The organism is Saccharopolyspora erythraea (genome assembly GCF_018141105.1).
Classification (GTDB): Bacteria; Actinomycetota; Actinomycetes; order Mycobacteriales; family Pseudonocardiaceae; genus Saccharopolyspora_D; species Saccharopolyspora_D erythraea_A.
This window is the reverse complement of the sequence record NZ_CP054839.1, coordinates 4,411,011-4,431,921: the sequence shown is the minus strand read 5'-3', so window position 1 is coordinate 4,431,921 and position 20,911 is coordinate 4,411,011. Positions and strand designations below refer to the sequence as shown.

19 protein-coding genes are annotated in these 20,911 nt (G+C 72.0%); 12 read left to right on the top strand and 7 right to left on the bottom strand.

Annotation, left to right across the window (positions count from 1 at the left end):
* Nucleotides 1–127 precede the first annotated feature (127 nt).
* Nucleotides 128–1,123: a LacI family DNA-binding transcriptional regulator gene (locus HUO13_RS19855; RefSeq protein WP_211896628.1), complete on the bottom strand. Its 996-nt coding sequence runs from the start codon at nt 1,121–1,123 to the stop codon at nt 128–130.
* Between the two features lie 163 nt (nt 1,124–1,286).
* On the opposite strand from HUO13_RS19855, the gene HUO13_RS19850 reads away from it, so the two are divergent.
* From HUO13_RS19850 to HUO13_RS19835, 4 genes are all read left to right on the top strand, one after another.
* Complete coding sequence (locus HUO13_RS19850) at nt 1,287–2,003, top strand: TSUP family transporter (protein WP_211896627.1); 717 nt, start codon at nt 1,287–1,289, stop codon at nt 2,001–2,003.
* Nucleotides 2,004–2,359: 356 nt separating this feature from the next.
* Nucleotides 2,360–2,608: a hypothetical protein gene (locus tag HUO13_RS19845; protein WP_211896626.1), complete on the top strand. Its 249-nt coding sequence runs from the start codon at nt 2,360–2,362 to the stop codon at nt 2,606–2,608.
* A 44-nt stretch (nt 2,609–2,652) separates the two neighbouring features.
* Nucleotides 2,653–3,369, top strand: a complete 717-nt coding sequence (locus HUO13_RS19840) for an SAM-dependent methyltransferase (protein WP_211896625.1) — start codon at nt 2,653–2,655, stop codon at nt 3,367–3,369.
* Nucleotides 3,370–3,417: 48 nt separating this feature from the next.
* Nucleotides 3,418–4,287, top strand: a complete 870-nt coding sequence (locus HUO13_RS19835; RefSeq protein WP_211896624.1) for a hypothetical protein — start codon at nt 3,418–3,420, stop codon at nt 4,285–4,287.
* Between the two features lie 3 nt (nt 4,288–4,290).
* Here HUO13_RS19835 and HUO13_RS19830 read toward each other — a convergent pair whose 3' ends face one another.
* The 5 genes from HUO13_RS19830 to egtA form a co-directional block, all read right to left on the bottom strand.
* The gene (locus HUO13_RS19830; RefSeq protein ID WP_249123877.1) at nt 4,291–4,767 is read right to left on the bottom strand and encodes a nitroreductase family deazaflavin-dependent oxidoreductase; all 477 of its coding nucleotides are present in this window, start codon (nt 4,765–4,767) and stop codon (nt 4,291–4,293) included.
* A gap of 64 nt (nt 4,768–4,831) precedes the next feature.
* On the bottom strand, nt 4,832–5,803 hold the full coding sequence (gene egtD / locus HUO13_RS19825) for an L-histidine N(alpha)-methyltransferase (protein ID WP_211896623.1): 972 nt from the start codon (nt 5,801–5,803) through the stop codon (nt 4,832–4,834).
* A 106-nt stretch (nt 5,804–5,909) separates the two neighbouring features.
* Entirely contained in the window at nt 5,910–6,668 is a 759-nt protein-coding gene (egtC, locus tag HUO13_RS19820; RefSeq protein WP_211896622.1) for an ergothioneine biosynthesis protein EgtC, read from the bottom strand.
* Between the two features lie 10 nt (nt 6,669–6,678).
* A complete protein-coding gene (gene egtB, locus HUO13_RS19815; RefSeq protein ID WP_211903004.1) occupies nt 6,679–7,995 on the bottom strand; it encodes an ergothioneine biosynthesis protein EgtB in 1,317 nt (438 codons plus the stop codon).
* 44 nt (nt 7,996–8,039) lie between these two features.
* A complete protein-coding gene (gene egtA / locus HUO13_RS19810; protein ID WP_211896621.1) occupies nt 8,040–9,272 on the bottom strand; it encodes an ergothioneine biosynthesis glutamate--cysteine ligase EgtA in 1,233 nt (410 codons plus the stop codon).
* Between the two features lie 165 nt (nt 9,273–9,437).
* Between egtA and HUO13_RS19805 the strand changes: the two genes are divergently transcribed.
* From HUO13_RS19805 to HUO13_RS19795, 3 genes are all read left to right on the top strand, one after another.
* Nucleotides 9,438–10,028, top strand: coding sequence for a TetR/AcrR family transcriptional regulator (locus HUO13_RS19805; RefSeq protein ID WP_211896620.1), 591 nt, complete (start codon nt 9,438–9,440; stop codon nt 10,026–10,028).
* 118 nt (nt 10,029–10,146) lie between these two features.
* Nucleotides 10,147–11,532 carry a pyridoxal phosphate-dependent decarboxylase family protein gene (locus HUO13_RS19800; RefSeq protein WP_211896619.1) on the top strand — a complete coding sequence of 462 codons (1,386 nt, stop codon included), beginning with the start codon at nt 10,147–10,149 and terminating at the stop codon, nt 11,530–11,532.
* Between the two features lie 170 nt (nt 11,533–11,702).
* Entirely contained in the window at nt 11,703–13,211 is a 1,509-nt protein-coding gene (locus HUO13_RS19795; protein ID WP_211896618.1) for an alpha/beta hydrolase, read from the top strand.
* Nucleotides 13,212–13,351: 140 nt separating this feature from the next.
* Here the strand turns inward: HUO13_RS19795 and HUO13_RS19790 are convergent, their stop codons facing one another.
* A complete protein-coding gene (locus tag HUO13_RS19790; RefSeq protein WP_211896617.1) occupies nt 13,352–14,833 on the bottom strand; it encodes a peptide MFS transporter in 1,482 nt (493 codons plus the stop codon).
* Nucleotides 14,834–15,078: 245 nt separating this feature from the next.
* Here HUO13_RS19790 and HUO13_RS19785 point away from each other — a divergent pair, with 245 nt between their 5' ends.
* From HUO13_RS19785 to HUO13_RS19765, 5 genes are all read left to right on the top strand, one after another.
* Nucleotides 15,079–15,666, top strand: a complete 588-nt coding sequence (locus HUO13_RS19785; RefSeq protein ID WP_211896616.1) for a TIGR03086 family metal-binding protein — start codon at nt 15,079–15,081, stop codon at nt 15,664–15,666.
* A gap of 183 nt (nt 15,667–15,849) precedes the next feature.
* A complete protein-coding gene (locus tag HUO13_RS19780) occupies nt 15,850–17,181 on the top strand; it encodes a hemolysin family protein (protein WP_211896615.1) in 1,332 nt (443 codons plus the stop codon).
* Nucleotides 17,178–18,227 carry a hemolysin family protein gene (locus tag HUO13_RS19775; protein ID WP_211896614.1) on the top strand — a complete coding sequence of 350 codons (1,050 nt, stop codon included), beginning with the start codon at nt 17,178–17,180 and terminating at the stop codon, nt 18,225–18,227. The genes HUO13_RS19780 and HUO13_RS19775 overlap by 4 nt, the downstream gene beginning before the upstream one ends.
* A gap of 117 nt (nt 18,228–18,344) precedes the next feature.
* The gene (locus tag HUO13_RS19770) at nt 18,345–19,931 is read left to right on the top strand and encodes a protein kinase domain-containing protein (protein ID WP_211896613.1); all 1,587 of its coding nucleotides are present in this window, start codon (nt 18,345–18,347) and stop codon (nt 19,929–19,931) included.
* Nucleotides 19,932–19,994: 63 nt separating this feature from the next.
* Nucleotides 19,995–20,909 carry a 3-methyladenine DNA glycosylase gene (locus HUO13_RS19765; RefSeq protein ID WP_211896612.1) on the top strand — a complete coding sequence of 305 codons (915 nt, stop codon included), beginning with the start codon at nt 19,995–19,997 and terminating at the stop codon, nt 20,907–20,909.
* Nucleotides 20,910–20,911 lie beyond the last annotated feature (2 nt).

Below are 20,911 nucleotides of genomic sequence, written 5' to 3'. Positions count from 1 at the left end.
CGTTCACGTGAACGTTCACAGCATTGCCCGCAGCCCGTTGGGCTGTCAATGACATAAGCGCGCTGGGCCCGCTGAAGGACCATGCCTGTTCCCGAGCGGACTCAGCCCCGGTGGGGGCCCGATCGCGTCAGGCCGACTCGCGGACCACCAGTTCCGGCGTGAGCACGGGCCTCGGTTCCGAGGTCTTCGCCGACGGGTCTTCCAGCAGCCTCCCGATCTCCCGCATCGCCAGCTCGCCGAGGCGGTTCTTGTCGATGCGCACCGTGGTGAGCCTCGGTTCGACCCAGTCGCCCAGCGCCAGGCCGTCGAAGCCGAGCACCGCGCAGTCCTGCGGCACGCGCAACCCGCTGGTGCGCAACGCCCGCAACGCGCCCACCGCCACCAGGTCGTTGAACGCGAACACCGCGGTGATCTCGGGGTGCCTGGCGAGGAGCCGCCGAGCGGCGGCGGCTCCTCCGTCGGCCGACTGCTCGCCGCGTTCGACGTAGGTTTCCGCGCCGCCGGTACCGCGCTCGCGCAGCACGTCGAGGAACGTCCGCCGGCGTTGGCTGCGGTCGCAACCCGCGTCGCAGTCGATCATCCCGATGACGTCGTGGCCGGAGTCGAGCAGGTGCCCGAGACCCGCCCGCACGCCCGCGTCGACGTCCACCGCGACCGCCCCCGACCCGGCGACCGGGTGCTCCTGGTCCAGCAGCACCAGCGGCACCCGCGCGGTCCACTCGTCGGTGTCGGTCCGGTCCAGGTACCCCACCACCGCGTCCACCTGCGCGGTGAGCGAGCTCAGCAGCCGCGCGCCCTGCTCGGGCCTGCCCTCGCCGCTGACCACGACGACGTGCCAGCCCCGCCGCGACGCTGCGCCGATCACGCCTGCGATGACCTCGGGGAAGAACGGGTTGCCCACGTCGGGCACCACCAGGCCGAGGGTGGTGGAACCCGGGTTCACCAGACCGCGGGCGAACCGGCTGGGCCGGTAGCCGAGCGCGTCGGCGGCCGCCAGCACCCGCCGCTTGGTCCGCGGATCGATGTCGGCCTTGTCGTTCATCGCCCGCGAGACGGTCTGGTACGAAACTCCGGCGGAGCGCGCCACGTCCTTGATCGTGGGCCTCCGGGGCGCCTGTTCCATGCGGCCATTGTCGCCGTTGGTCCGGGCGGCGGGACGCCGGACGCGACCCTTAGCGGCGCGAAACAGCAGGTGTAGCCTTGATCCACCGGTCGCGCACCGGCGGCACCTCCCCCTGTCGCCGCGGGTGTGCGACCGGTCCCGTCCCAGGTGAGGAAGGACGTCGGTGTCCCCGGTGGTGATGTTCGGCCTGGCCGGACTGGTCGTCCTCGTCGGTGCCGTGGTGCAGGGCGGTGCCGGGCTGGGGATGAACCTGCTCGCCGCGCCGCTGCTGACGCTGGTCGACCGGGCGCTGGTCCCGGTGCCGCTGCTGGTCGCCTCGCTGGTTCTGGCCCTGATGGCCATGCGCCGCGAGTTCGGCCACGTCGACTGGCGCGGCACGTCGTTCGCCGTGGCCGGCCGGCTGCCGGGCACCGCGCTGGGCGTCTACGCCGTCGCCGCGCTCCCGGTGCGGGGGTTCTCGATGACCATCGGCGTGCTGGTACTGGTGTGCTTGGTCCTGTCGGTCGTCTCGTGGCGTCCGAAGCCGACGCCCGCCGCGCTGCTGGCCGCCGGGTTCGCGGGCGGCGCGATGGGTACCGCCTCGTCGATCGGCGCGCCTCCGGTCGCGCTGCTCTACCAGCACGAGAGCGGGCCCCGGATCCGGGCGACGCTGTCGGCCTACATCGTCTTCGGCAGCGTCCTGTCGCTGGTGGCGCTCGGGCTGGGCGGCCAGATCGGCAGCCCGCAGATCTTCGGCAGCCTGCTGCTGCTCCCGTTCATGGCCGCCGGCTTCGCGCTCTCCGGTCCGCTGCGCCGCCACCTCGACGCCGGATGGATGCGCCCGTGCGTGCTGGCGCTCGCGGGCGGGAGCGCGGTGCTGCTGATCGTCCGTTCACTCTGACGAGACCGCGCGTCCGGTTCAACGGGTGACTGCTCCGGACGGAGCGTGCGAGACCGGGCGCAACAACCGAGTGCGCTACGCCGAACGGGTCTAATCCGACTGATTCTCGCGTCATGCCGTGTTGGTGGTCGCGCCCCGCCGTCGGAGGCGGAAACAATGGTCCGGTTCATCGGCCGCGTCCGAACGGCCCATCGCAATCGTCCCCCGGTGGCACTTCCGGGAGCGCACCGCCCAGGAGCAGAGATCACGTCCTCACCGAGCACGCCCGTGCCCGCCGCCGGGCGCACTGCACCCCCGCCGCCGGCACCGCACCCGCGGTGGCTGGGCGATCCTCGTCGCGTCGGCGAGGTGGCGCGATGAGCCGCACGGTGTCGGTCCGCTACGCCGCGGGCGTCGTGGGAGAGTCACGTCGCCACGCGCACCTGTCGGTCGCGCCTCCGGACGGCGTGCGGCCTGCCGCGTGGCCCACCTACTGCGGCCTGGAGATCCCCGCCCACCTCGCCGAGGTCGCCCACCAGCCGGCGGGCATGCCGTGCTTGCGGTGCCTGTCCGGGTTCACCGCGATGACGCCCGAGCTGGACGCCGAGGGCACGTCCGAGGGCTGACCGGCGGGCGGGCGACCACCGCGCCGGGGATACGGTGCTGACCCGTGGCAGACGTGAACTACTACTCGGTCGTGGAGAGCACCCACGACGTCCAGAACCCGGCCAGCAAGGAGAAGTTGCGGCTGGTGGCCGACTACCTCGAGGTCTCGCCCGGGGACCGGGTCCTCGACGTCGGCTCCGGCCGCGGCTGGTGGAACGTCGAGCTCGCCGCCCGGGGCGCCGACGTGACCGGGCTGGAGATCAACGAGGACTTCGCGGCCGCCGCCGTCCTGCGGGCTGAACAGGCGGGTGCCGCCGTGCGCACCGTCATCGGCCCCGCCGCGGAGTTCGAGGCCCAGGCGGGCGCCTACGACGTCGTCACCTGCATCGGCGCCAGCTTCGCGCTGGACGGCTACCGGCCGGCGCTGGGGTGGATGTGCGACGCCGTCCGGGACGGCGGGCGCATCGCGATCGGCGAGGTGCACCTCGACGACGGCGAACCCGACGAAGAGGTCCCGAGCCTGGTCGAGCTGGTCCACATCGCCGAGGAGCACGGCGTGGAGGTCACCGGGCTGGTCTCGGCGAGCGTCGACGACTGGGACCGCTACGAGTCCGGGCACTGGGCCAGCGCGCACCGCTGGGCCAGGGACAACCCCGACCATGCGCAGCGGCAGGAGATCCTGGCCCAGGCCCGCGCCAACCAGTCCGCCTACCTCACCCGGACGCGGGGACTGCTGGGCTGGTCGATCCTGGTCGGCGTCGTCGGCGGCCCCAACCGGTAGGCCGATTCGTTCAATACGCCGCGGGCACCGAGGCGGTCGAATGGGCGCATGCGCGAACCTGACATCGAGGCGGCGGAGAAGTTCATCGGTGCCCAGGCCCGGGTCCTGGACCGGAGGCGCTTCGAGCGCCTGTTCCGGGACGGGCCGGCCGGAGCCGTCCGGGACGCCGTCGCCGCGTACCGCAACTCCGACTGCGGCTTCGGGCACGCCCTCGAACCCGACGGCCGCTGCCCGCACACCCAGCCCGCCGCGATCGCGATGGCCCTGCGGACGCTCGACGAAGCCGACGCGTGGGACGCCGAGCTGGTGGCGGGCGCCTGCGGCTGGCTGGAGCGCAACGCACCCGGGGAGGGCGGCGCCACGTTCGTCGATCCCGGCATCGAGGGCTGGCCGCACGCCCCCTGGTGGATGCCCGAACCCGGGCTGCCGGCCTCGCCGGTGTCCACCGGCCAGATCGCGGGCGTGCTGCACTCACGCGCGACGACGCACCCGTGGCTCGACCGGGCCACCGACCTGATGTGGTCCCGCGTGGAGAACGCCGGTCCCCAGGTCAACGCCTACGAGATGTTCGGCATGCTCGCGTTCCTCCAGCACGTCCCCGACGTGGAGCGCGCGCACAAGGCCTTCCGGTCGGTCGGGGCGCTGCTGCTGGAGGGTGGCCTGGTCGACCTGGATCCCGATGCCGCGGGAGAGGTGCACGGACCACTGGACTACGCGCCCCGTCCGGACTCCCTCGCCCGCGAGCTGTTCGACGACGCGGTCGTCGCCGCACACCTGGACCGCCTCGCCGCGGCGCAGCAGGACGACGGCGGCTGGAACTTCGACTTCCTCTCCTGGTCCCCGGTCGCCCAGGCGGAGTGGCGCGGCAGCGTCACCGTTGACTCGCTGCGGCTGCTGCGTGTCAACGGACGGCTCTAGACCTCATTCGGTGCGGGAAAGCACGAAGACCCGGATGTCGCGGTCCGCGGCCCGCTTGGCGTACTCGTCGTAGGCGGGCCAGGTGTCGGTGATGACGCCGCGCCACAGGCGCTCCCGCTCGTCACCGGTGACCAGCCGGGCGCGGACCCGGATCTCGCGCCCCCGCGCCTGCACCGTCGCGTCCGGGTTGGCCAGCAGGTTCGCCGACCACGCCGGGTGGTGCCGCTGCCCCCAGTTCGACCCGACGACGACGAACTCGTCGCCGTGCGGGGCGTAGAGCAGCGGGACCGACCTGGGCTGCCCGCTCTTGCGCCCGGTGGCGGTCAGCACCAGGTAGGGCAGTCCGGCGGCGCGCAGCAGGCTGATCCGGCCGCCGGTGCGCTTCTGCACCGCGAGGTCGGCCGGCACCAGCCTCTTGCCCATGTCGGCGAACCACTGCTGCTTGCCCAGGGACTTCGCGAGCTTGCTCAACGGATTCACGCCGCCGATCCTCCCAGCGGAGGCGACCGCTGAGAAGATCACCGGCAGAGCCGGCCGCGCCGGGTCATCTCGCGACCGCCAGCGACAGTCCGAAGTCGCCCGCGTCGTCGGTCCACCAGCGGTGCAGGCCGAAGCCCGCCACCTCCAGCTCGTCGCCGACCCGCTCCCGGCGGAACTTCGCCGAGACCTCGGTCCGCAGGTCCTCGCCTTCGGTGAAGTCCACATCCAGGTTCAGCTCGGCGACGCGGACCCGCATCTCGCGGGTGGCCCGCAGCCGCATCTCGATCCACTCCTGCTCGGCGTTCCAGAGTGCGACGTGGGCGAAGTCCTCCGGGACGAAGTCGGCCCGCAGCTCCCGGTTGAGCACCCGCAGCACGTTGCGGTTGAACTCGGCGGTGACGCCCCGCGCGTCGTCGTAGGCGCGCACGACGCGTTGCGGGTCCTTGACCAGGTCCGTGCCGAGCAGCAGCCACTCCCCCGGCCGCAGCGCCGCGCGCACCGCGGCGAGGAACTCGGCCCGCTCCGAGGGCAGCAGGTTGCCTATGGTGCCGCCCAGGAACGCGACCATCCTGCCGGTGCCCGCCCGCAACGCGGCGAGCTCGGTGGTGAAGTCGCCGACGACGCCGCGCACCGTCAGCTCCGGGTGGTCGATGGCGATCGCGGTCGCCGCCGCGCGCAGCGCGGACTCGGAGACGTCCAGCGGGACGAACTCGCGCAGCGTTTCGGTCTTGCGCAACGCCTCGAGCAGCAACCGGGTCTTCTCCGAGGACCCCGAACCGAGCTCGACCAGGGTGGCGGCACCGGTCAGCTCCGCGATCTCCACCGCGTGGCGGCGCAGGATCTCCTGCTCGGCCCTGGTCTGGTAGTACTCCGGCAGCTCGGTGATCCGCTCGAACAGCTCGCTGCCCTCGGCGTCGTAGAACCACTTCGGGGACAACCACTTCGGGCTGTCGGTGAGCCCTGCGCGGGCGTCGGCCCGCAGCTGGCGGGCGGCGTCGGCCTCGGTGAAGTGGACGGTCAGTTCGGGCTCGCTCATCGCGGAACTCCAATCTGGACGGTGGCGCCGTCCGTGGCGCACCCGCGTCTCCCCCGCGGGCGGGATGTCGTCGAAGGCGGCGGGCGGTGGTTGCCCGCCGCGGTGCTCAGCAGACGTCGAGCTCGGATAACGGGATCACGCGGGCACCGGTGGTGTCGGCGACGACCAGGCTGCGGTCCGGAACCTCCGTCCAGTCCTGCTGGGGCCCGAACGGCTCGGAGGACAGCGTGACCGACTCCCCGGCCTCCCGCACCCACAGCGAATGCCACCAGGTGGTGGCGATCAGCGCGGTGCCGTCGGTGAGCAGCAGGTTCATCCGCGAGCCCGGGGACTCGGCGAGGACTTCCCCCATCAGCCGCGCGACGGCCTCCTCCGGCTCGTGCCCGCGGCGCAGGCGTTGCCGCAGCAGCGCCCACAGCACGGCCGAGTCGGTGGGGGCGTCCAGCGTCATCAGGTCGACGACGTCGAGCTCGGCGGCCGGCTTGGCCAGGGTGTCCGGCCAGCCGTCGACCCGTCCGTTGTGGCTGAACAGCCAGCGGTCACCGGTGAACGGCGCGCACGCGGTGTCCACCACGGGCATGCCGACGGTGGCCGAGCGCACCGCGGCCAGCACCGCCCCGCTGCTGACCTCGCCCGCGAGCTCGGTGAACGAGGTGTCGGTCCACAGTGGTCGCGCGGTGCGGTAGCGGGCCGGTTCCGGGGCGGTGTCCCGGTACCAGCCCACGCCGAAGCCGTCGACGTTGATCGTCCCGCCGGAGCGCATGTCGCGTGGTGCCCAGCTCTGCTCCAGCAGCGAGTGCTCCGGGCTCAGCAGCAGCGCGTCGAGCGAGACAGGCGGGCCCAGGTATCCGATGTGGCGGCACATGCTGACCGCCTCACCGGGTTTCGCCCGCGCGCGGCGTCCGCGCGCAGCGGAAGCCCGCGAAGATCTGCCGCCGGATCGGGTAGTCCCAGTTGCGGAACGTGCCCCGGCAGGCGGCCGCGTCGGTGCCGAACGAGCCGCCGCGCAGGACCTTGTAGTCCGGCCCGAAGAAGACCTCCGAGTACTCCCGGTACGGGAACGCCGAGAAACCCGGGTACGGCAGGAAATCCGTCGCCGTCCACTCCCACACGTCGCCGATCAGCTGCCGCGCACCGCACGGCGCCGCACCCGCCGGGTAGGCGCCGAGCGCGGCCGGCTGCAGGTGGCGCTGACCGAGGTTGGCGTGCTCGGGCGACGGCTCGTCGTCGCCCCACGGGTAGCGGCGCGACCGCCCGCTGCGCGGGTCGAAGCGGGCGGCCTTCTCCCACTCCTGCTCGGTCGGCAGCCGCTTGCCCGCCCAGGTCGCGTACGCCTGCGCCTCGTGGAAGCTGACGTGCACGACGGGTTCGCGCGCGGGCACCGGCTCCACGTGGCCGAACCTGCGGCGCAGCCACCGGTCGCCGTCACGCTCCCAGAACCGCGGCGCGCGCAGCTCGGCGCGGCAGCGGTAGGCCCAGCCCTCCGACGACCACAGCTCCGCGCGGTCGTAGCCCCCGTCGTCGATGAAGTGCAGGAAATCGCCGTTGGACACCGGGGTGGTGTCGATGAAGAAGGCGTCGACCTCGACCTGGTGCGCGGGCCGCTCGTTGTCCAGCGCCCACGGCTCGGTCGAGGTGCCCATCAGGAACGGCCCGCCGGGGACCAGCACCTCCGGTGGCAGCGACTCGGCGTCAGCGGCGACCGGCGGCGGGTCGGCGGTCAGCACCGGCGCGCCGGTGCGCAGCTGGTGGGTGGCCAGCATGGTCTCGTCGTGCTGCTGCTCGTGCTGCACGATCATGCCGAAGGCGAACGCCTGGTCGACCAGCCGCCTGCCGTCCAGCCGCACCCGGTCGAGCAGGTCGAAGACCTTGTCCCGCACCGTGCCGACGTACTCCCGGGCCTCGGCCGGGCCGAGCAGCGGCAGCTCCGGCCGGTCCTTGCGGCAGTGCTTGAACGCGTCGTAGAGGTCGTCGATGTCGGGCCGGATGGCGGGCGCGCCGCCGACGTCGCGCACCAGCCACAGCTCCTCCTGGCTGCCCACGTGCGCCAGGTCCCACACCAGCGGCGACATCAGCGGTGAGTGCTGCTTGATCAGGTCCTCGTCGTCAACCGAGTCGGTCAGGACGGCACTGCGCCGCCTGGTGCGGGCCAGTTCGCCTGCCACGTGCGCCCGCAACTGCTCCACGCCCATCTCGGCGGGGTTGTTCCTCGTCTGCACTGGTCATACCTCCAGCATCAAGGCCTGCGGTTGCCTGCGATCCGCCGCGCCACGTGCGCCGAGAGCCGGCCGGGCAGGTCCGGCGGGCAGTCGACGTGGTCCATCCGGCGCAGGGCCAGCCCGAATACCGCCTCGGCGGTGCTCGCCAGCACCGGGTCGGCCAGGCCGTGCCGGGCCGCGTGCATCCAGCGGCCCGCGGTCCGGGCCGTCAGGCGCAGCACCTCGTCGACCGTGGACTCCGCATCGAACAGGGCGATCAGCGCGGCAGCGGGCAGCATCCAGTCGTCGCCCGGCTGCGCGTCGAGGTAGCGCACCTCCAGGTAGCCGCGCGGGCGCACCGGGGGGAACACCGTGGTCATGTGGTAGTCGAGGTCGTCCATGGTCGGCGGGCGCGCCAGGGCGCCGCTGATCCACTCGGCGAAGCTGATGCCGCCGGGGACCGTCCAGTCCGCGCCGTCGCGGCGCAGGCACACCAGCGCGGTGTCGAGCATCCGCCGCGCCCAGCCCATCGCCGGGTCGGGGCTCACCGGGCCGGGCCTGGTGCGCGGCGGGTCGGTCCGGAGCACCGCGCGGGTCCTGGTCGACAGCCAGCCGGTGTCGTGGCCGAAGAGCTTCGGGGAGTTGGCGAAGGTCGCGAGCATCACCGGGCCCAGCGCGTGCAGCGCGGCCCAGCGCGGGGCCACCCGGTGCGGTTCACCCGCGTCGAGGCACACCTGCACCCCGGCCGTGCTGCACATCATCAGCCTGCCGTCGATGCCGATGCGGTCGAACGCGCTCTCCATCGCCGCGTAGCGGGGGACCTCGAGCACCCGCCGGGGGTGCCGCCACGGGTCCGTGCCCTGCTCCCCCAGGGACAGGCCGCTGCGCCGCAGCAGCCGCCGGAGGTGGTCGGCGTCGGCGGCGACCACGTCGAACAGGGAACGCACGGAGGGCGAGGGAAGACTGGAGACCTCGACCTGGCCACCGGGTTCGACGGTGAGCGAGGACCCGTTCGGCAGCGGTCGGTGCGGGCTGCCGGGGACCAGGGAGGGAGGGGAGTGCGGGCCGAGGGCGGAGATCAGCACCTCGGGCTCTAGCGGTCTGCTGGGGTCGTCGTCGTGGTGCACGGTCCATTCGAGCTCGATGCCGTGCAGCCTGGGAGGTCCGGTCTTGAAGCACACCGTCGCCACGTAGGCCTCCGCCTCCGCGCGGGTGCGGAGGCGGGACGTGGGGAAATCGGCGGCGCTGGGGTCGATCGACAGGGTCACCATGATCACCACCTGTGTGGGCTGGACTTTCGAAGCTACTGCCCTGCCGCCGCGCTCGCACCCCTTGTACTGGCGAGACGGATTTGCTAATGACATCTCGCGGGACACGCCGCCGCAAAACGTACGTACGGATTGCAATCAGCGGGCACCGCCTGCCACGATCGGCTCATGCCCCGGGTCAGTCAGGATCACCTCGATGCCAGGCGCCGTCAGATTCTCGACGGCTCCCGGTCCTGCTTCGCGCGCCACGGCTACGAGGGAGCGACCGTCCGCAGGCTGGAGGAGGCCACCGGCCTGTCGCGCGGGGCGATCTTCCACCACTTCAAGGACAAGGAGTCGCTGTTTTTGGCCCTGGCCGAGGACGACGCCGGGCGGATGGCCGACGTCGTCGCCGAGCAGGGTCTGGTGCAGGTCATGCGCAACCTGCTCGACGAGCCGCGCGACGGCACGAGCACGCCCGGCGCGGACTGGCTCGGCACCCGCCTGGAGGTCTCGCGCCGGCTGCGCACCGACACCGACTTCCGGCAGCGGTGGGCGCAGCGCTCCGAACAGCTGACCGCCGCGACCAGGGCGCGCCTGCAGTGGCAGCGCGACGCGGGCAACCTGCGCGACGACGTCGACGTCGACGTGCTGACCGCCTATCTCGAACTGGTCCTCGAAGGACTCGTCTCGCACCTGGCGATGGGGCTGCCCGCCGACGACCTCGGGCCGGTGCTGGACGTGGTCGAGGAGAGCGTGCGCCGCCACCGCGGGCTGTAGCGGCGCGCCGTCGGAGTCCTCAGCGGACCGGTCCAGAGTGCGCGGATTGGACCGCGCCGTCCGCACCGCGCCGGTCTAGGGTCGGATCCGCCGCCCGCCCACCGACTGGAGCACCACGTTGGACCCGATCCTCGCCGCCGACCTCGAACGTTTCCCCGAACTGCTGTCCGACGCCCGCGACCGGGCCGTCCGCGCGCTGGCCGGACTGCCGACCCGGCCGGTCGGCGTCTCGCCCACCACTCCGGAGCCCGCGGCGCTGCCGGTCGAGGGAATCGGCGCCCAAGGCGCCGCGGCGCGCTTCCACCAGCGCTGGGAGCCGGGGTTCTCCGGCAGCGCCGGACCCCGCTACCTCGGATTCGTCACCGGTGGAACCACGCCCGCAGCTCTCGTGGGCGACTGGCTCACCGGCACCTACGACCAGAACGCCGTGAGCGCGCAGGACTCGTCGGCCGCGGAACTCGAACGCGAGACGGTGCGGTGGCTGGGCGAGCTGTTCGGTCTCGGCACCCACCACCGGGGCACGTTCGTCAGCGGTGCGACCATGTCCAACTTCACCGGACTGGCCATCGCCCGCGAATGGGTGGGCGAGCGCATCGGCGTCTCCCCCGCAGAGTCCGGTGCCGCGGCGCTCGGCGACGTCCCGGTGCTCTCCGGCAGTCCGCACTCCACGATCTACAAGGCACTCTCGATGCTCGGGCTCGGCCGCGGTGCGGTCCACCTGGTGCCCACGCTGCCCGACCGCGAGGCCGTCGACGTCGAGCGGCTCGCGGCCGCGCTGGCCGACCTCGGTGGACGGCCCGCGATCGTGGTGGCCAACGCGGGCACCGTCAACAGCGTCGACTTCGACGACCTGCGCGCGATCGCCGAGCTGCGCGAGCGCTTCCCGTTCTGGCTGCACGTCGACGGCGCCTTCGGTGCCTTCGCGGCGCTCTCCCCTGCCCACGCCCACCTCGTCGACGGCATCGCCGAAGCCGACTCGGTGTGCGTGGACCTGCACAAGTGGCTCAACGTGCCCTACGACAGCGCCGTGCAGTTCAGCACGCGACCGGACCTGCAGGTCCGCATCTTCCAGAACTCCGCGGCATACCTCGGTCTTCCCGGCGAGAACCCCGACTTCGTGCATCTGACGCCGGAGAGCTCGCGCCGGTTGCGGGCACTGCCCACGTGGTTCGCGCTCACCGCCTACGGGAACGTGGGCCACCGGGAGATCGTCGAGCGCACCGCCGGGCTGGCCCGCTTCCTCGGCGAGCGCATCGCCGCGCTACCGGGACTGCGGCTGCTCGCACCGGTGCGCTTCAACGTCGTGTGCTTCACGCTGGAGGACGACCCGACCGAGGCCGCGGTCGCCGCGCTGGCGCGCGCACTCGCCGAGACCGGCGAGCTCTTCCTCACCCCGACCGTCTACAAGGGAGTACCGGCGCTGCGGGCGGCGTTCAGCAACTGGCGCACGACCGAGCAGGACGTGGAGCGCGTCGCCGAGGCGATCGCGCGGGCCCGCGCGTAGCGCCCGGGTGCCCGCCTCTGCTCTCGACGTCCGCAAGCCCGCGCCTAGCACATTTTCCCTCGTTCGCGCACCCGACACGCGGGTGCGAACCACCTTGAACGAGCACCGGACCTCCTAGGCTCGACGAAAGTCCACTTTCGACAGTTCGCGAGTTCAGCTAGGAGTGATCGGTGAAACGATCGATCGCGCTCGGCCTCGCCGGTTCCGCCGTGGTCGCGACCACGGCGGCCGGCCCGGTCGCGCACGCCGAAGGGCCGGCCTGGGGGCCGTGCCCGGAGGACGTCAGCCGCCCGTACCCGGACATGCGGTGCGCGCCGCTGGACGTACCGCTCGACCACGACGATCCCGACGGCGCGACGGTGCGGCTGACGGTGTCGAAGCTGCCCGCCCGCGACCCCGCCGCCCGGCGCGGATCGCTGCTGGTGAACCCGGGCGGCCCCGGCGGCCCCGGAGTCGCCTTCGCGGGCGGGCTCTCCCTGTCGCTGCCACCGGAGGTGCTGGCCCACTACGACATCATCGGCTTCGACACTCGGCACACCGCGCACAGCACCCCGATCACCTGCGTGGATCCGGCCGCGTACTGGAAGAACCCGCTGCCGGACCCGGATTCGCCGCACACCCGCGAGCTCAACTGGCAGCGCGCCGACGAGTACGCCGACGGATGCGCGCAGCGCGCCGGGCAGTACCTGCCCCATCTGACGACACCGTCCAACGCCAAGGACATGGACCGAATCAGGCAGGCCCTGGGCGAGGAGCGCATCAGCTTCCTCGGCTACTCCTACGGCACCTACCTCGGCGCGGTCTACGGCGAGCTGTTCCCGCAGCACGTCGACCGGATGGTCCTGGACAGCGCGGTCAACCCGGACATCTCGGCGGTCTGGTACCGCAACAACCTCAGCCAGGACATCGCCGCGCAGCACCGGCTGGGGCTGTACTTCGACTGGATCGCCCAGCACGACCACGTCTTCCACCTGGGCACCGACCGCGCCGCGGTCAGCGGGGCGTGGGAGGCCATCCTGCACGGGCTGCGCGCCCAGCCGCGCGGCCCGCTCGGCCCGGCGGAGTTCATCGGCATGACATTCGACGCGCTCTACGGCGAGCACGGCTGGACCGGCCTGGCGCACGGGTTCAGCGCCATGCGCCACCACAACGACGACCGGGAGCTCGTCGGGCGCGTCCTGCCCAAGGACGAGGCCGCCGAGAACAGCAACGCCATCTACAACGCCGTGGAGTGCGCGGACGCGCCGTGGCCGACGCGGCGGGAGCAGTGGGAGCGCGACTCGGCCGCGATCGCGCGCGAGCACCCGTTCGCCGCCTGGTACAACTCCTGGACCGTCGCGCCCTGCGCGAGCTGGCACGCCCCGCGCCGGCGGCCGCTGCACATCACCGGACGGGGCCTGCCCCCGGTGCTGATCTTCAACTCCGAGGGCGATGTCGCCACGCCGTACGAGGGTGCGCTGCGAATGCACCGCTCAATGCCTTCCTCGGTGATGGTGACCGAGAAGGACGCAGGCGGGCACGGGGTGTTCGCTCTGGGCAGCAACGCCGAAGCCGACCGGATCGGGGTGGACTACCTCGTGCACGGGACGGTTCCCGCCGACGACGTCAGCGTTCCCGGCCACCCGCTGCCGGACCCGACCAAGCCGCAGCCGGAGCCGAAGGCCGCCCGCCTGCGCTAGGAAGTGTTCAGATGTGGCTTGCGTAGTGGGTCGAGTCCCACACCGCAAGCGGCTCCGCCGCTTGTGAAACAGAACCTGGCCCATGACAGCGCGAAGCCGGTCCCGGCAAAGTCCGGGACCGGCTTCGCGCTTGTGACGCGTCAGTTCACGCCGTGCATGTACTTCTTGATGCTCTTGGCACCCAGGGCGAGCAGCACCGCGCAGCCGATGGTCGCCAGGCCCACGATCCCGAAGTAGAGCTGCTGGTTCTGCACCGAGTACAGCTTCACGACCTGCGCCCCGAGCCCCTGCCCCATCGCGGGGGCGAGGAAGTACAGGCCCAGCGTCTGCGAGGCGAACACCTTCGGGGCCAGCTTCGTGGAGGCCGAGAGCCCGACGGGCGAGAGCATCAGCTCACCGATGGTCATGATCACGAAGACCGTCGCGAGCATCAGCGCCATGTGCTTGCCGTCGTCGCCCGCCGCGCTCTTGGAGAGCACGACCCACAGGAACGCCAGACCCACGAACAGCAGGCCGCCCACGAACTTCTGCGGGGTCGACGGCTGCCGCTCACCGAGCTTGATCCACAGCGCCGCGAACACCGGTGCCAGCACGATGATCGCCAGCGAGTTGATCGACTGGAACCACGACGCCGGGATCTCGTAGCCGAGGACACCGAGCTGGGTGTCGGCCTCGGCGAGGTTGGCCAGCGTGTTCGGCTGCTGCTCGAAGAGCAGGAAGAACAGCGCGGTCGCCAGGAACAGCGGGATGTAGGCGACCAGCCGGTCCCGCTCGATCCTGGTGATCTGCTTGCTGCTGAGCATCACCGCGAAGTAGACGACCGGCAGCACCGCCGAGAGCAGGCTGATCAGGTTCACCATGCCGTCGAGCCCGATCACCCCGCCGAATCCCAGCGCCGCGATCCCGCCGACCACCAGCACGGCGATGGCGACGGCACGGCCGAGCACGCGGCCCTTGTGCTCGGCGGGCAGCGGGTTGACCGGTTTGAGACCGGCGGTGCCGAGGTTCTTGCGGCCGATGACGTACTGGATCAGGCCCAGCGCCATGCCGACCGCGGCCGCGCCGAAACCGAGATGCCAGTTGACCTTCTCGCCGAGCCAGCCGCACACCAGCGGGGCCAGGAAACCGCCGATGTTGATGCCCATGTAGAAGATCGAGAACCCGGCGTCGCGGCGGGTGTCGTGCTCGCCGTAGAGGCTGCCCAGCATGCCGGAGATGTTCGGCTTGAGCAGGCCGGTGCCGATCACCAGCAGCACGAGGCCGCCGACCACTGTGGCCACACCGCCGGGCAGGGCCAGGCTGATGTGGCCCAGCATGATGACGAGCCCGCCGTAGAACACCGCCCACTGGGCGCCGATGATCCGGTCGGCGAACCAGCCGCCGAAGACGCCGCTCATGTAGACCGAGGCACCGTAGACACCCACGACCGAGAGCGCCGTGGACTCGGGGATGCCGAGTCCGCCTTCGGCGACGGCGGTGTACAGGTAGTACCCCAGGATGGCGCGCATCCCGTAGTAGGAGAAGCGTTCCCACATCTCGGTGAAGAACAGCGTGGACAGTCCGCGGGGGTGCCCGAAGAAGCCCCGCTGCGGCGCGTCCGCAACCGTGGCCGTTGAACTCACGATCACGTCCTCTCGTACGTATCTTTACGCGGCGGTAGCCGCCAACTCTGCGGCAGGCTACGCCCTCGTGCGGTGGTCTGGGCCACCAGTCGCAAAGGCGCCCCTGGCGAATTCCGCCACCAGCGGCGACCTGCGGAGATGCCGGTCACACCAACCGCGTGACCAGGCCTTCCGCCCCCAGTTCAACTCTTGGGCCAATAGTGCGTGAGCATGCTCACATCCGCCTTCCGAGCCACGATGGACGCATGCGACTGCTGCACGCCCACAGAAGGGCGATGACCGAGTTCGACACCCGAGTCCGCGCGATTCGCGACGACCAGTGGGACAACGGCACACCGTGCGCGCAATGGTCCGTGCGCGATCTGGTGCAGCACCTGGTGTCCGAGCAGCTGTGGGCACCGCGACTGCTCGACGGCGCCACGCTCGAGGAGGTCGGGGACCGGTTCGACGGGGACGTGCTCGGCACCGACCCGAAGCGGGCTTGGACCGAGGCCAGCACGGAGGCGCGGCGGGCGTGGGACCGGCCGGCCGCGGCGACGGGTGAGGTGCACGTGACCGGCGGGGTGATCCCGGCCGAGGACTACGGCTGGCAGATGACCCTGGACCTGGCCGTACACGCCTGGGACCTCGCCTGTGGAGTCGGTGCTGACACCCGCCTGGACCCCGACCTCGTCGCGGTGGTTCGCACGGTGTTCGAGCCACAGGTCGCGTCCTGGCAGGACATCGGCATCTTCGACCCGCCGCTACCGGTGCCCGGCGAGGCCGACGAGCAGACGCGCCTGCTGGCGATGCTCGGGCGGGACGCCCGCGAACAGGGACGTGCCCGGCGGTGATGTCGATGTTGTTACCCGGGCACTGCTCCGACCGGGATATACTCGTGCCGTATTTTTCGCTTTCTGTTGAGGAGTGACCTCTTCCGTGCCACAGGCACAATCACCTGACGGCAGTACCGAGCCGGGACGAAGTCCCGGCTTTCCGCAACACGCGCCCGGCGCCCGCTTCCGAGGTGGCCGGTGATGGAGATCCTGCTGTCGGCCCTCGGCCTTCTGTTCGTGGCGTTGCTCACGCTCGGCACCGGCCTCGCCGTCGCCGCCGAGTTCTCCCTGACATCCCTGGAACGCAGCACGGTCGACGCGCACGTCGCGCAGGTCGGCGACCGGCGCGCCCAGAGCGTCCAGCGGGCGCACCGCACGCTGTCGTTCCAGCTCTCCGGCGCCCAGGTCGCAATCACCCTGACCACGCTGGTGACCGGTTACGTCGCCGAGCCGCTGATCGGTGAGCTGCTGCGCCCAGGCTTCACCGCGCTCGGCGTGCCCGACACGGCCGCGGGCGCGCTCTCGCTGGCGCTGGCGATCCTGCTCGCCACGACGCTGTCGATGGTCTTCGGCGAGATGGTGCCCAAGAACCTGGCCATCGCCCGGCCGCTGGCCACCGCGCGCGCGGTCTCCGGCTACCACGCGGGTTTCTCGCAGGTCTTCCGCTGGCTGATCGACGCGATGAACAACAGCGCGAACTGGGTGGTGCGGCGCTTCGGCGTGGAACCGCAGGAGGAGCTGCGCTCGGCGCGCTCCCCCGACGAGCTCGGCTCGATCGTGCGCTCCAGCGCCGAGCACGGCACGCTCGACGAGGCGACCGCCGAGCTGATGGACAAGTCGCTGCGCTTCGGCGACCGCACCGCCGACGAGCTGATGACCCCGCGGATGCGGGTGGAGTCGCTGTCGGCCGACGCCACCGTCCTGGACCTGCTCCAGCTCGCGCGGCGCACCGGTTTCTCGCGGTTCCCGGTGCACGGTGGCGACCTCGACGACGTGCACGGCGTCGTGCACGTCAAGCAGGCGTTCGGCGTCCCGGCCGACCAGCGCGACACCACGCGCGTCGGGTCGCTGTCGCGCCCGGTGCCGACCGTGCCGGAAACCCTCGACGGCGACTCGCTGCTGAACCGGCTGCGCGGCTCCGGCCTGCAGCTCGCGCTGGTGGTCGACGAGTACGGCGGGACGGCCGGGATCGTGACGCTGGAAGACGTCGTGGAGGAGATCATCGGCGACGTCCGCGACGAGCACGACGGACGCGAGGCCGCGGCCGTGCGGCCGCTGGCGCGCGACTCCTGGATCATCTCGGGCCTGCTGCGCGCCGACGAGCTCGCCGACGCCACCGGCTTCGCGATGCCCGAGGGCGACTACGAGACCGTGGCCGGCCTGGTGCTGGCCGAGCTCGGCCGGATCCCCAGGACGGGTGAGCAGGTCGAGCAGGGCCACTGGGAGCTGGTGGTGACCCGCATGGACCGGCACCGCGTCGCCGAGTTGCGCTTGACCCGCCGGGTCGCCGAGCACGAGGAGGTGTCCCGGTGAGCGACTCGCTTGCCATCTTCCTCGGCATCGCGCTGCTGCTGCTCAACGCGTTGTTCGTCGGCGCGGAGTTCTCGCTGCTGTCCTCGCGGCGAGACCGGCTCGAAGCGCTGGTCGACCAGGGCGTCGCACGCGCCAGGACCGTCATCCGGGCGAGCCAGGAGGGCTCGCTGATGCTCACCAGCGCCCAGCTCGGCATCACGCTGTGCTCGCTGGGCCTGGGACGGCTGGGCGAGCCCGCGGTGGCGCACCGGCTGGAGGTGCTGGTCGCGCCGTTGCAGATCCCGGGCCCGGTGCTGCACGCCGTGGCGTTCACCATCGCCCTGGCGATCGTGGTGGTGCTGCACGTGCTGATCGGCGAGATGGTTCCCAAGAACCTCGCGATCGCCGACCCGGAGCGGCTGGCGCTGTGGCTGGTGCCGTTCCTGGTGGGCTTCGTCAAGCTCGCACGCCCGCTCATCGCGCTGTTCAACATGATGGCCAACGCGGTGCTGCGGCTGCTCAAGGTCGAGCCCAAGGAAGAACTGGAGACCGCCTACACCTCGACCGAACTGGCCGAGCTGCTGGTGGAGTCCCGGCGCGAGGGCCTGCTGGAGCAGGCCGAGCACCGCAGGCTCGCCCAGACGCTGTCCTCTGTGGAGCACGTCGTGCGCGACGTGCTGGTGCCGCTGGACGAGCTGACCACGCTCCCCGGCGACTTCACCCTGGGCGACGTGGAGCGCGCGGTGTCGACGACCGGCTTCTCCCGCTTCCCGGTCCGCGGCCAGGACGGGACCCTGCTGGGCTACCTGCACATAAAGGACGTGCTCGACAAGGCGGGCGAGGACCCGTCGACCCCGGTCGACCCGGTCCGCGTGCGCCGGCTGCCGACGGTCCCGGCCGACGCCCGGCTCGACGAGGCGCTGACCTGGCTGCGCCGTGCCGGCAGCCACCTGGCGACCGCCGTGGACGCCACGGGCGAGCCGCTGGGTGTGGTGGCACTGGAGGACCTGGTCGAGGAGTACGTCGGCACCGTCCGCGACGGTACCCACGTCCGCACCGCCGGGTGACCCGTCCCGCTCCCGCCGCGACCGCCGGCGGGAGCGGGCTGTCACGTGTCGGCATCACAATCCGTCCGATCGGCGGAGGATTTCACGCGACGGTGTGTCGTAAGAGATGATCGGCCGGTGTTCGTCCCGAATGACCTCACGTCCACCGGCGGCATCCGGACGATCGCCGGTCGATACCGGATGGACTCCAAGATCGGCACCGGCGCGATGGGCGCGGTGTGGGCGGGAACCGACGTGCTCCTGCACCGCCCGGTGGCCGTCAAGGAAGTCCGGCTCTCCCCGCGGGTGCCGGAGGAGGAGGCGGCCGAGTTCCGCGAGCGGGCGCTGCGCGAGGCCCGCTCGCTGGCCGTGGTGACCCATCCCAACGTCGTGATGCTCTACGACGTCGCCGACGACGCGGGCGGGCCGTTCGTGGTGATGGAGCTGGTGCCCGCGGAGAGCCTGTCGAGCGTGCTCAAACGCACCCGGCTGAGCCACGAGCAGCTCGCGGTGTTCGTGGACGGGGTCGCGGCGGCGTTGCAGGCGGCCCACCGCGTCGGCATCGTCCACCGCGACGTCAAGCCCGGAAACGTGCTGCTGGGCAAGCACGGGCAGGTCAAGCTCGGCGACTTCGGCATCTCGCGCAACGCCGCCGAGTCGACGCTGACCCGCACCGGGACCGTGCTCGGGACACCGGCCTACGTCGCGCCGGAGATCGCCCGGGGCGAGACGCCCGACCCGGCGTCCGACCTGTGGAGCCTGGGCGCGACGCTCTACGCCGCGGCGCACGGGCGGCTGCCCTACGAGAGCGACAGCGACCCGCTGATCACCCTCAGCGCGATCATCCACGGCCCGGTTCCGCAGCACCAGCTGAGCGGGCCGGTCGGCGAGGTGCTGAGCGGGCTGATGGTCAAGGACCCGGCTCGGCGGATGCCGCTGCACGAGGTCCGCCGCCGGCTGACGGGCCTGGCGCGCGATGCGGGGGAAGCTCCCTTCGACGCCGTCCTGGACCCCGCGGCGCCCGCCCTGCGCACGCTGACGGCCCAGCCGGGCTCCGCGGAGCAGCCGCCGGGCTCGTCCGAACCGACCTCCCCGAGCGCCACCGCGACGACCGTCCCGCAGGAGCACTCGCGCCGGATGCGGCCGTGGGTGGCCGCCGCGCTCGGCGCGCTGGCCGTCGTGCTCGTGGTCGCGGCAGCAGGGGCGGGCTTCCTCCACGGGCGTTCCGGGGCGCCCGGGTTCCCTACCGGCAACGGCCAGCCGGGCCAGCCCGCGGTGCCCGACGAGCCGGACTCGGTCCCCGAGGCCGGAGATCCGTCCGATCCCTACGCCGGGCTGGAGGCCGAGGCGAGCTCCGCGCAGTCGCGCACACTGCCCGTCGCCGCGGCGCGCGACCCGAGCACCGGTCGGTACGTCGGCTCCGTCGGGGACGGGGACTGGCTGCGCTTCGACGACGTCTACTTCGGCAGCTCGCCGGCCAGGGAGGTCTCGGCGCGGCTGGCGTCGTGGACCTCCGACGGCGCGAAGGCCAAGATCGAGATCAGGGTCGACGACTACAACGCGCCACCGGTCGCCAAGATCAACGTGACCCCGTCCGGCGGTGCCTGGAAGTCGGTGCCGGTCGAGATCCAGCCGCTGTCCGGCGTGCACGACGTCTACCTCGTCTTCTCCTCCGAGCAGGAGGGCGGGCTCATGAACCTCGACTGGGTCCGGTTCGTCGGCTGACCGCCTGCGGCGCCTCCCGGCGCCCGACCGGCCGCGCAGCGCCCTGCACTACCCTGGCCTGCGATGGTTGTGCTTTCCGAGGCGGAGTGGCGGGCCCGCGAGAGCGCCCACCGGGACCGCGTCCGCCAGTGGACGGGACCGCACCGGCAACGGCGCCACGACGGCCGCAAGCACCCGGTGCTGGACTTCCTGTTCACCTACTACTCGTTCCGCCCGTCCCGGCTGGAGCGCTGGCAGCCGGGCTTCGGCGTCGTGCTGGCCGGCGGTGAGCGGTTCCTCTCCCGTCGCGGGTACACCGAGACCGGCGACGGGGTGGCGTTGAGCCGCGATGAGTTGACCGGTGCCCGCCTGCGCACCGCGGAGTTCGTGCTCGGCCTGCTCAGCGCCACCGCCTCGCGGCAGCCGCGGCTCGGCTGCTTCGGGCTGCACGAGTGGGCGATGGTCTACCGGACCTCGCCCGAGCAGATCCGCCACTCCGGCTGGCCGCTGCGGCTCGGGCACGCGGGCACCGACGAGGTCGTCGAGTCGTCGAACCTGAGCTGCACGCACCACGACGCGTTCCGCTTCTTCACCCCGCAGGCGCGCCCGCTCAACCCGCTGCAGCCCGAGCGCGCCGACCAGGTGCGGCTGGAGCAACCCGGCTGCCTGCACGCGAACATGGACCTGTTCAAGTGGAGCTACAAGCTCGACCCGTTCGTGCCCGCCGAGCTGGTCGCCGACTGCTTCGACCTCGCCGTCCGCGTCCGGGAGCTGGACATGCGCGCCAGCCCGTACGACCTGAGCGAGCTGGGCTACTCCCCGGTCCCGATCGAGACGCCGAACGGCCGCGCCGAGTACGTGCGGTTGCAGCGCGAGTTCGCCGAGGAGGCCGCGGTACTGCGGCAACGCGTGATCGAGCTGTGCCGGGACCTGCTGCGGTGGGGCGAGAGTGCAGATCCCGACGTAGGGGCGCACGTCCACGAGCCGATGCACCGGTGACC

What these genes read in the sequence shown, in the direction of transcription:
- HUO13_RS19785 (WP_211896616.1), top strand. Translation starts at nt 15,079, where the DNA reads ATGCGACTGCTGCACGCCCACAGAAGGGCGATGACCGAGTTCGACACC.
- HUO13_RS19845 (WP_211896626.1), top strand. Translation starts at nt 2,360, where the DNA reads ATGAGCCGCACGGTGTCGGTCCGCTACGCCGCGGGCGTCGTGGGAGAG.
- HUO13_RS19805 (WP_211896620.1), top strand. Translation starts at nt 9,438, where the DNA reads ATGCCCCGGGTCAGTCAGGATCACCTCGATGCCAGGCGCCGTCAGATT.
- egtD (WP_211896623.1), bottom strand. Translation starts at nt 5,803, where the DNA reads ATGAGCGAGCCCGAACTGACCGTCCACTTCACCGAGGCCGACGCCGCC.
- HUO13_RS19835 (WP_211896624.1), top strand. Translation starts at nt 3,418, where the DNA reads ATGCGCGAACCTGACATCGAGGCGGCGGAGAAGTTCATCGGTGCCCAG.
- egtB (WP_211903004.1), bottom strand. Translation starts at nt 7,995, where the DNA reads ATGGGCGTGGAGCAGTTGCGGGCGCACGTGGCAGGCGAACTGGCCCGC.
- egtC (WP_211896622.1), bottom strand. Translation starts at nt 6,668, where the DNA reads ATGTGCCGCCACATCGGATACCTGGGCCCGCCTGTCTCGCTCGACGCG.
- HUO13_RS19780 (WP_211896615.1), top strand. Translation starts at nt 15,850, where the DNA reads ATGGAGATCCTGCTGTCGGCCCTCGGCCTTCTGTTCGTGGCGTTGCTC.
- egtA (WP_211896621.1), bottom strand. Translation starts at nt 9,272, where the DNA reads ATGGTGACCCTGTCGATCGACCCCAGCGCCGCCGATTTCCCCACGTCC.
- HUO13_RS19765 (WP_211896612.1), top strand. Translation starts at nt 19,995, where the DNA reads ATGGTTGTGCTTTCCGAGGCGGAGTGGCGGGCCCGCGAGAGCGCCCAC.
- HUO13_RS19855 (WP_211896628.1), bottom strand. Translation starts at nt 1,123, where the DNA reads ATGGAACAGGCGCCCCGGAGGCCCACGATCAAGGACGTGGCGCGCTCC.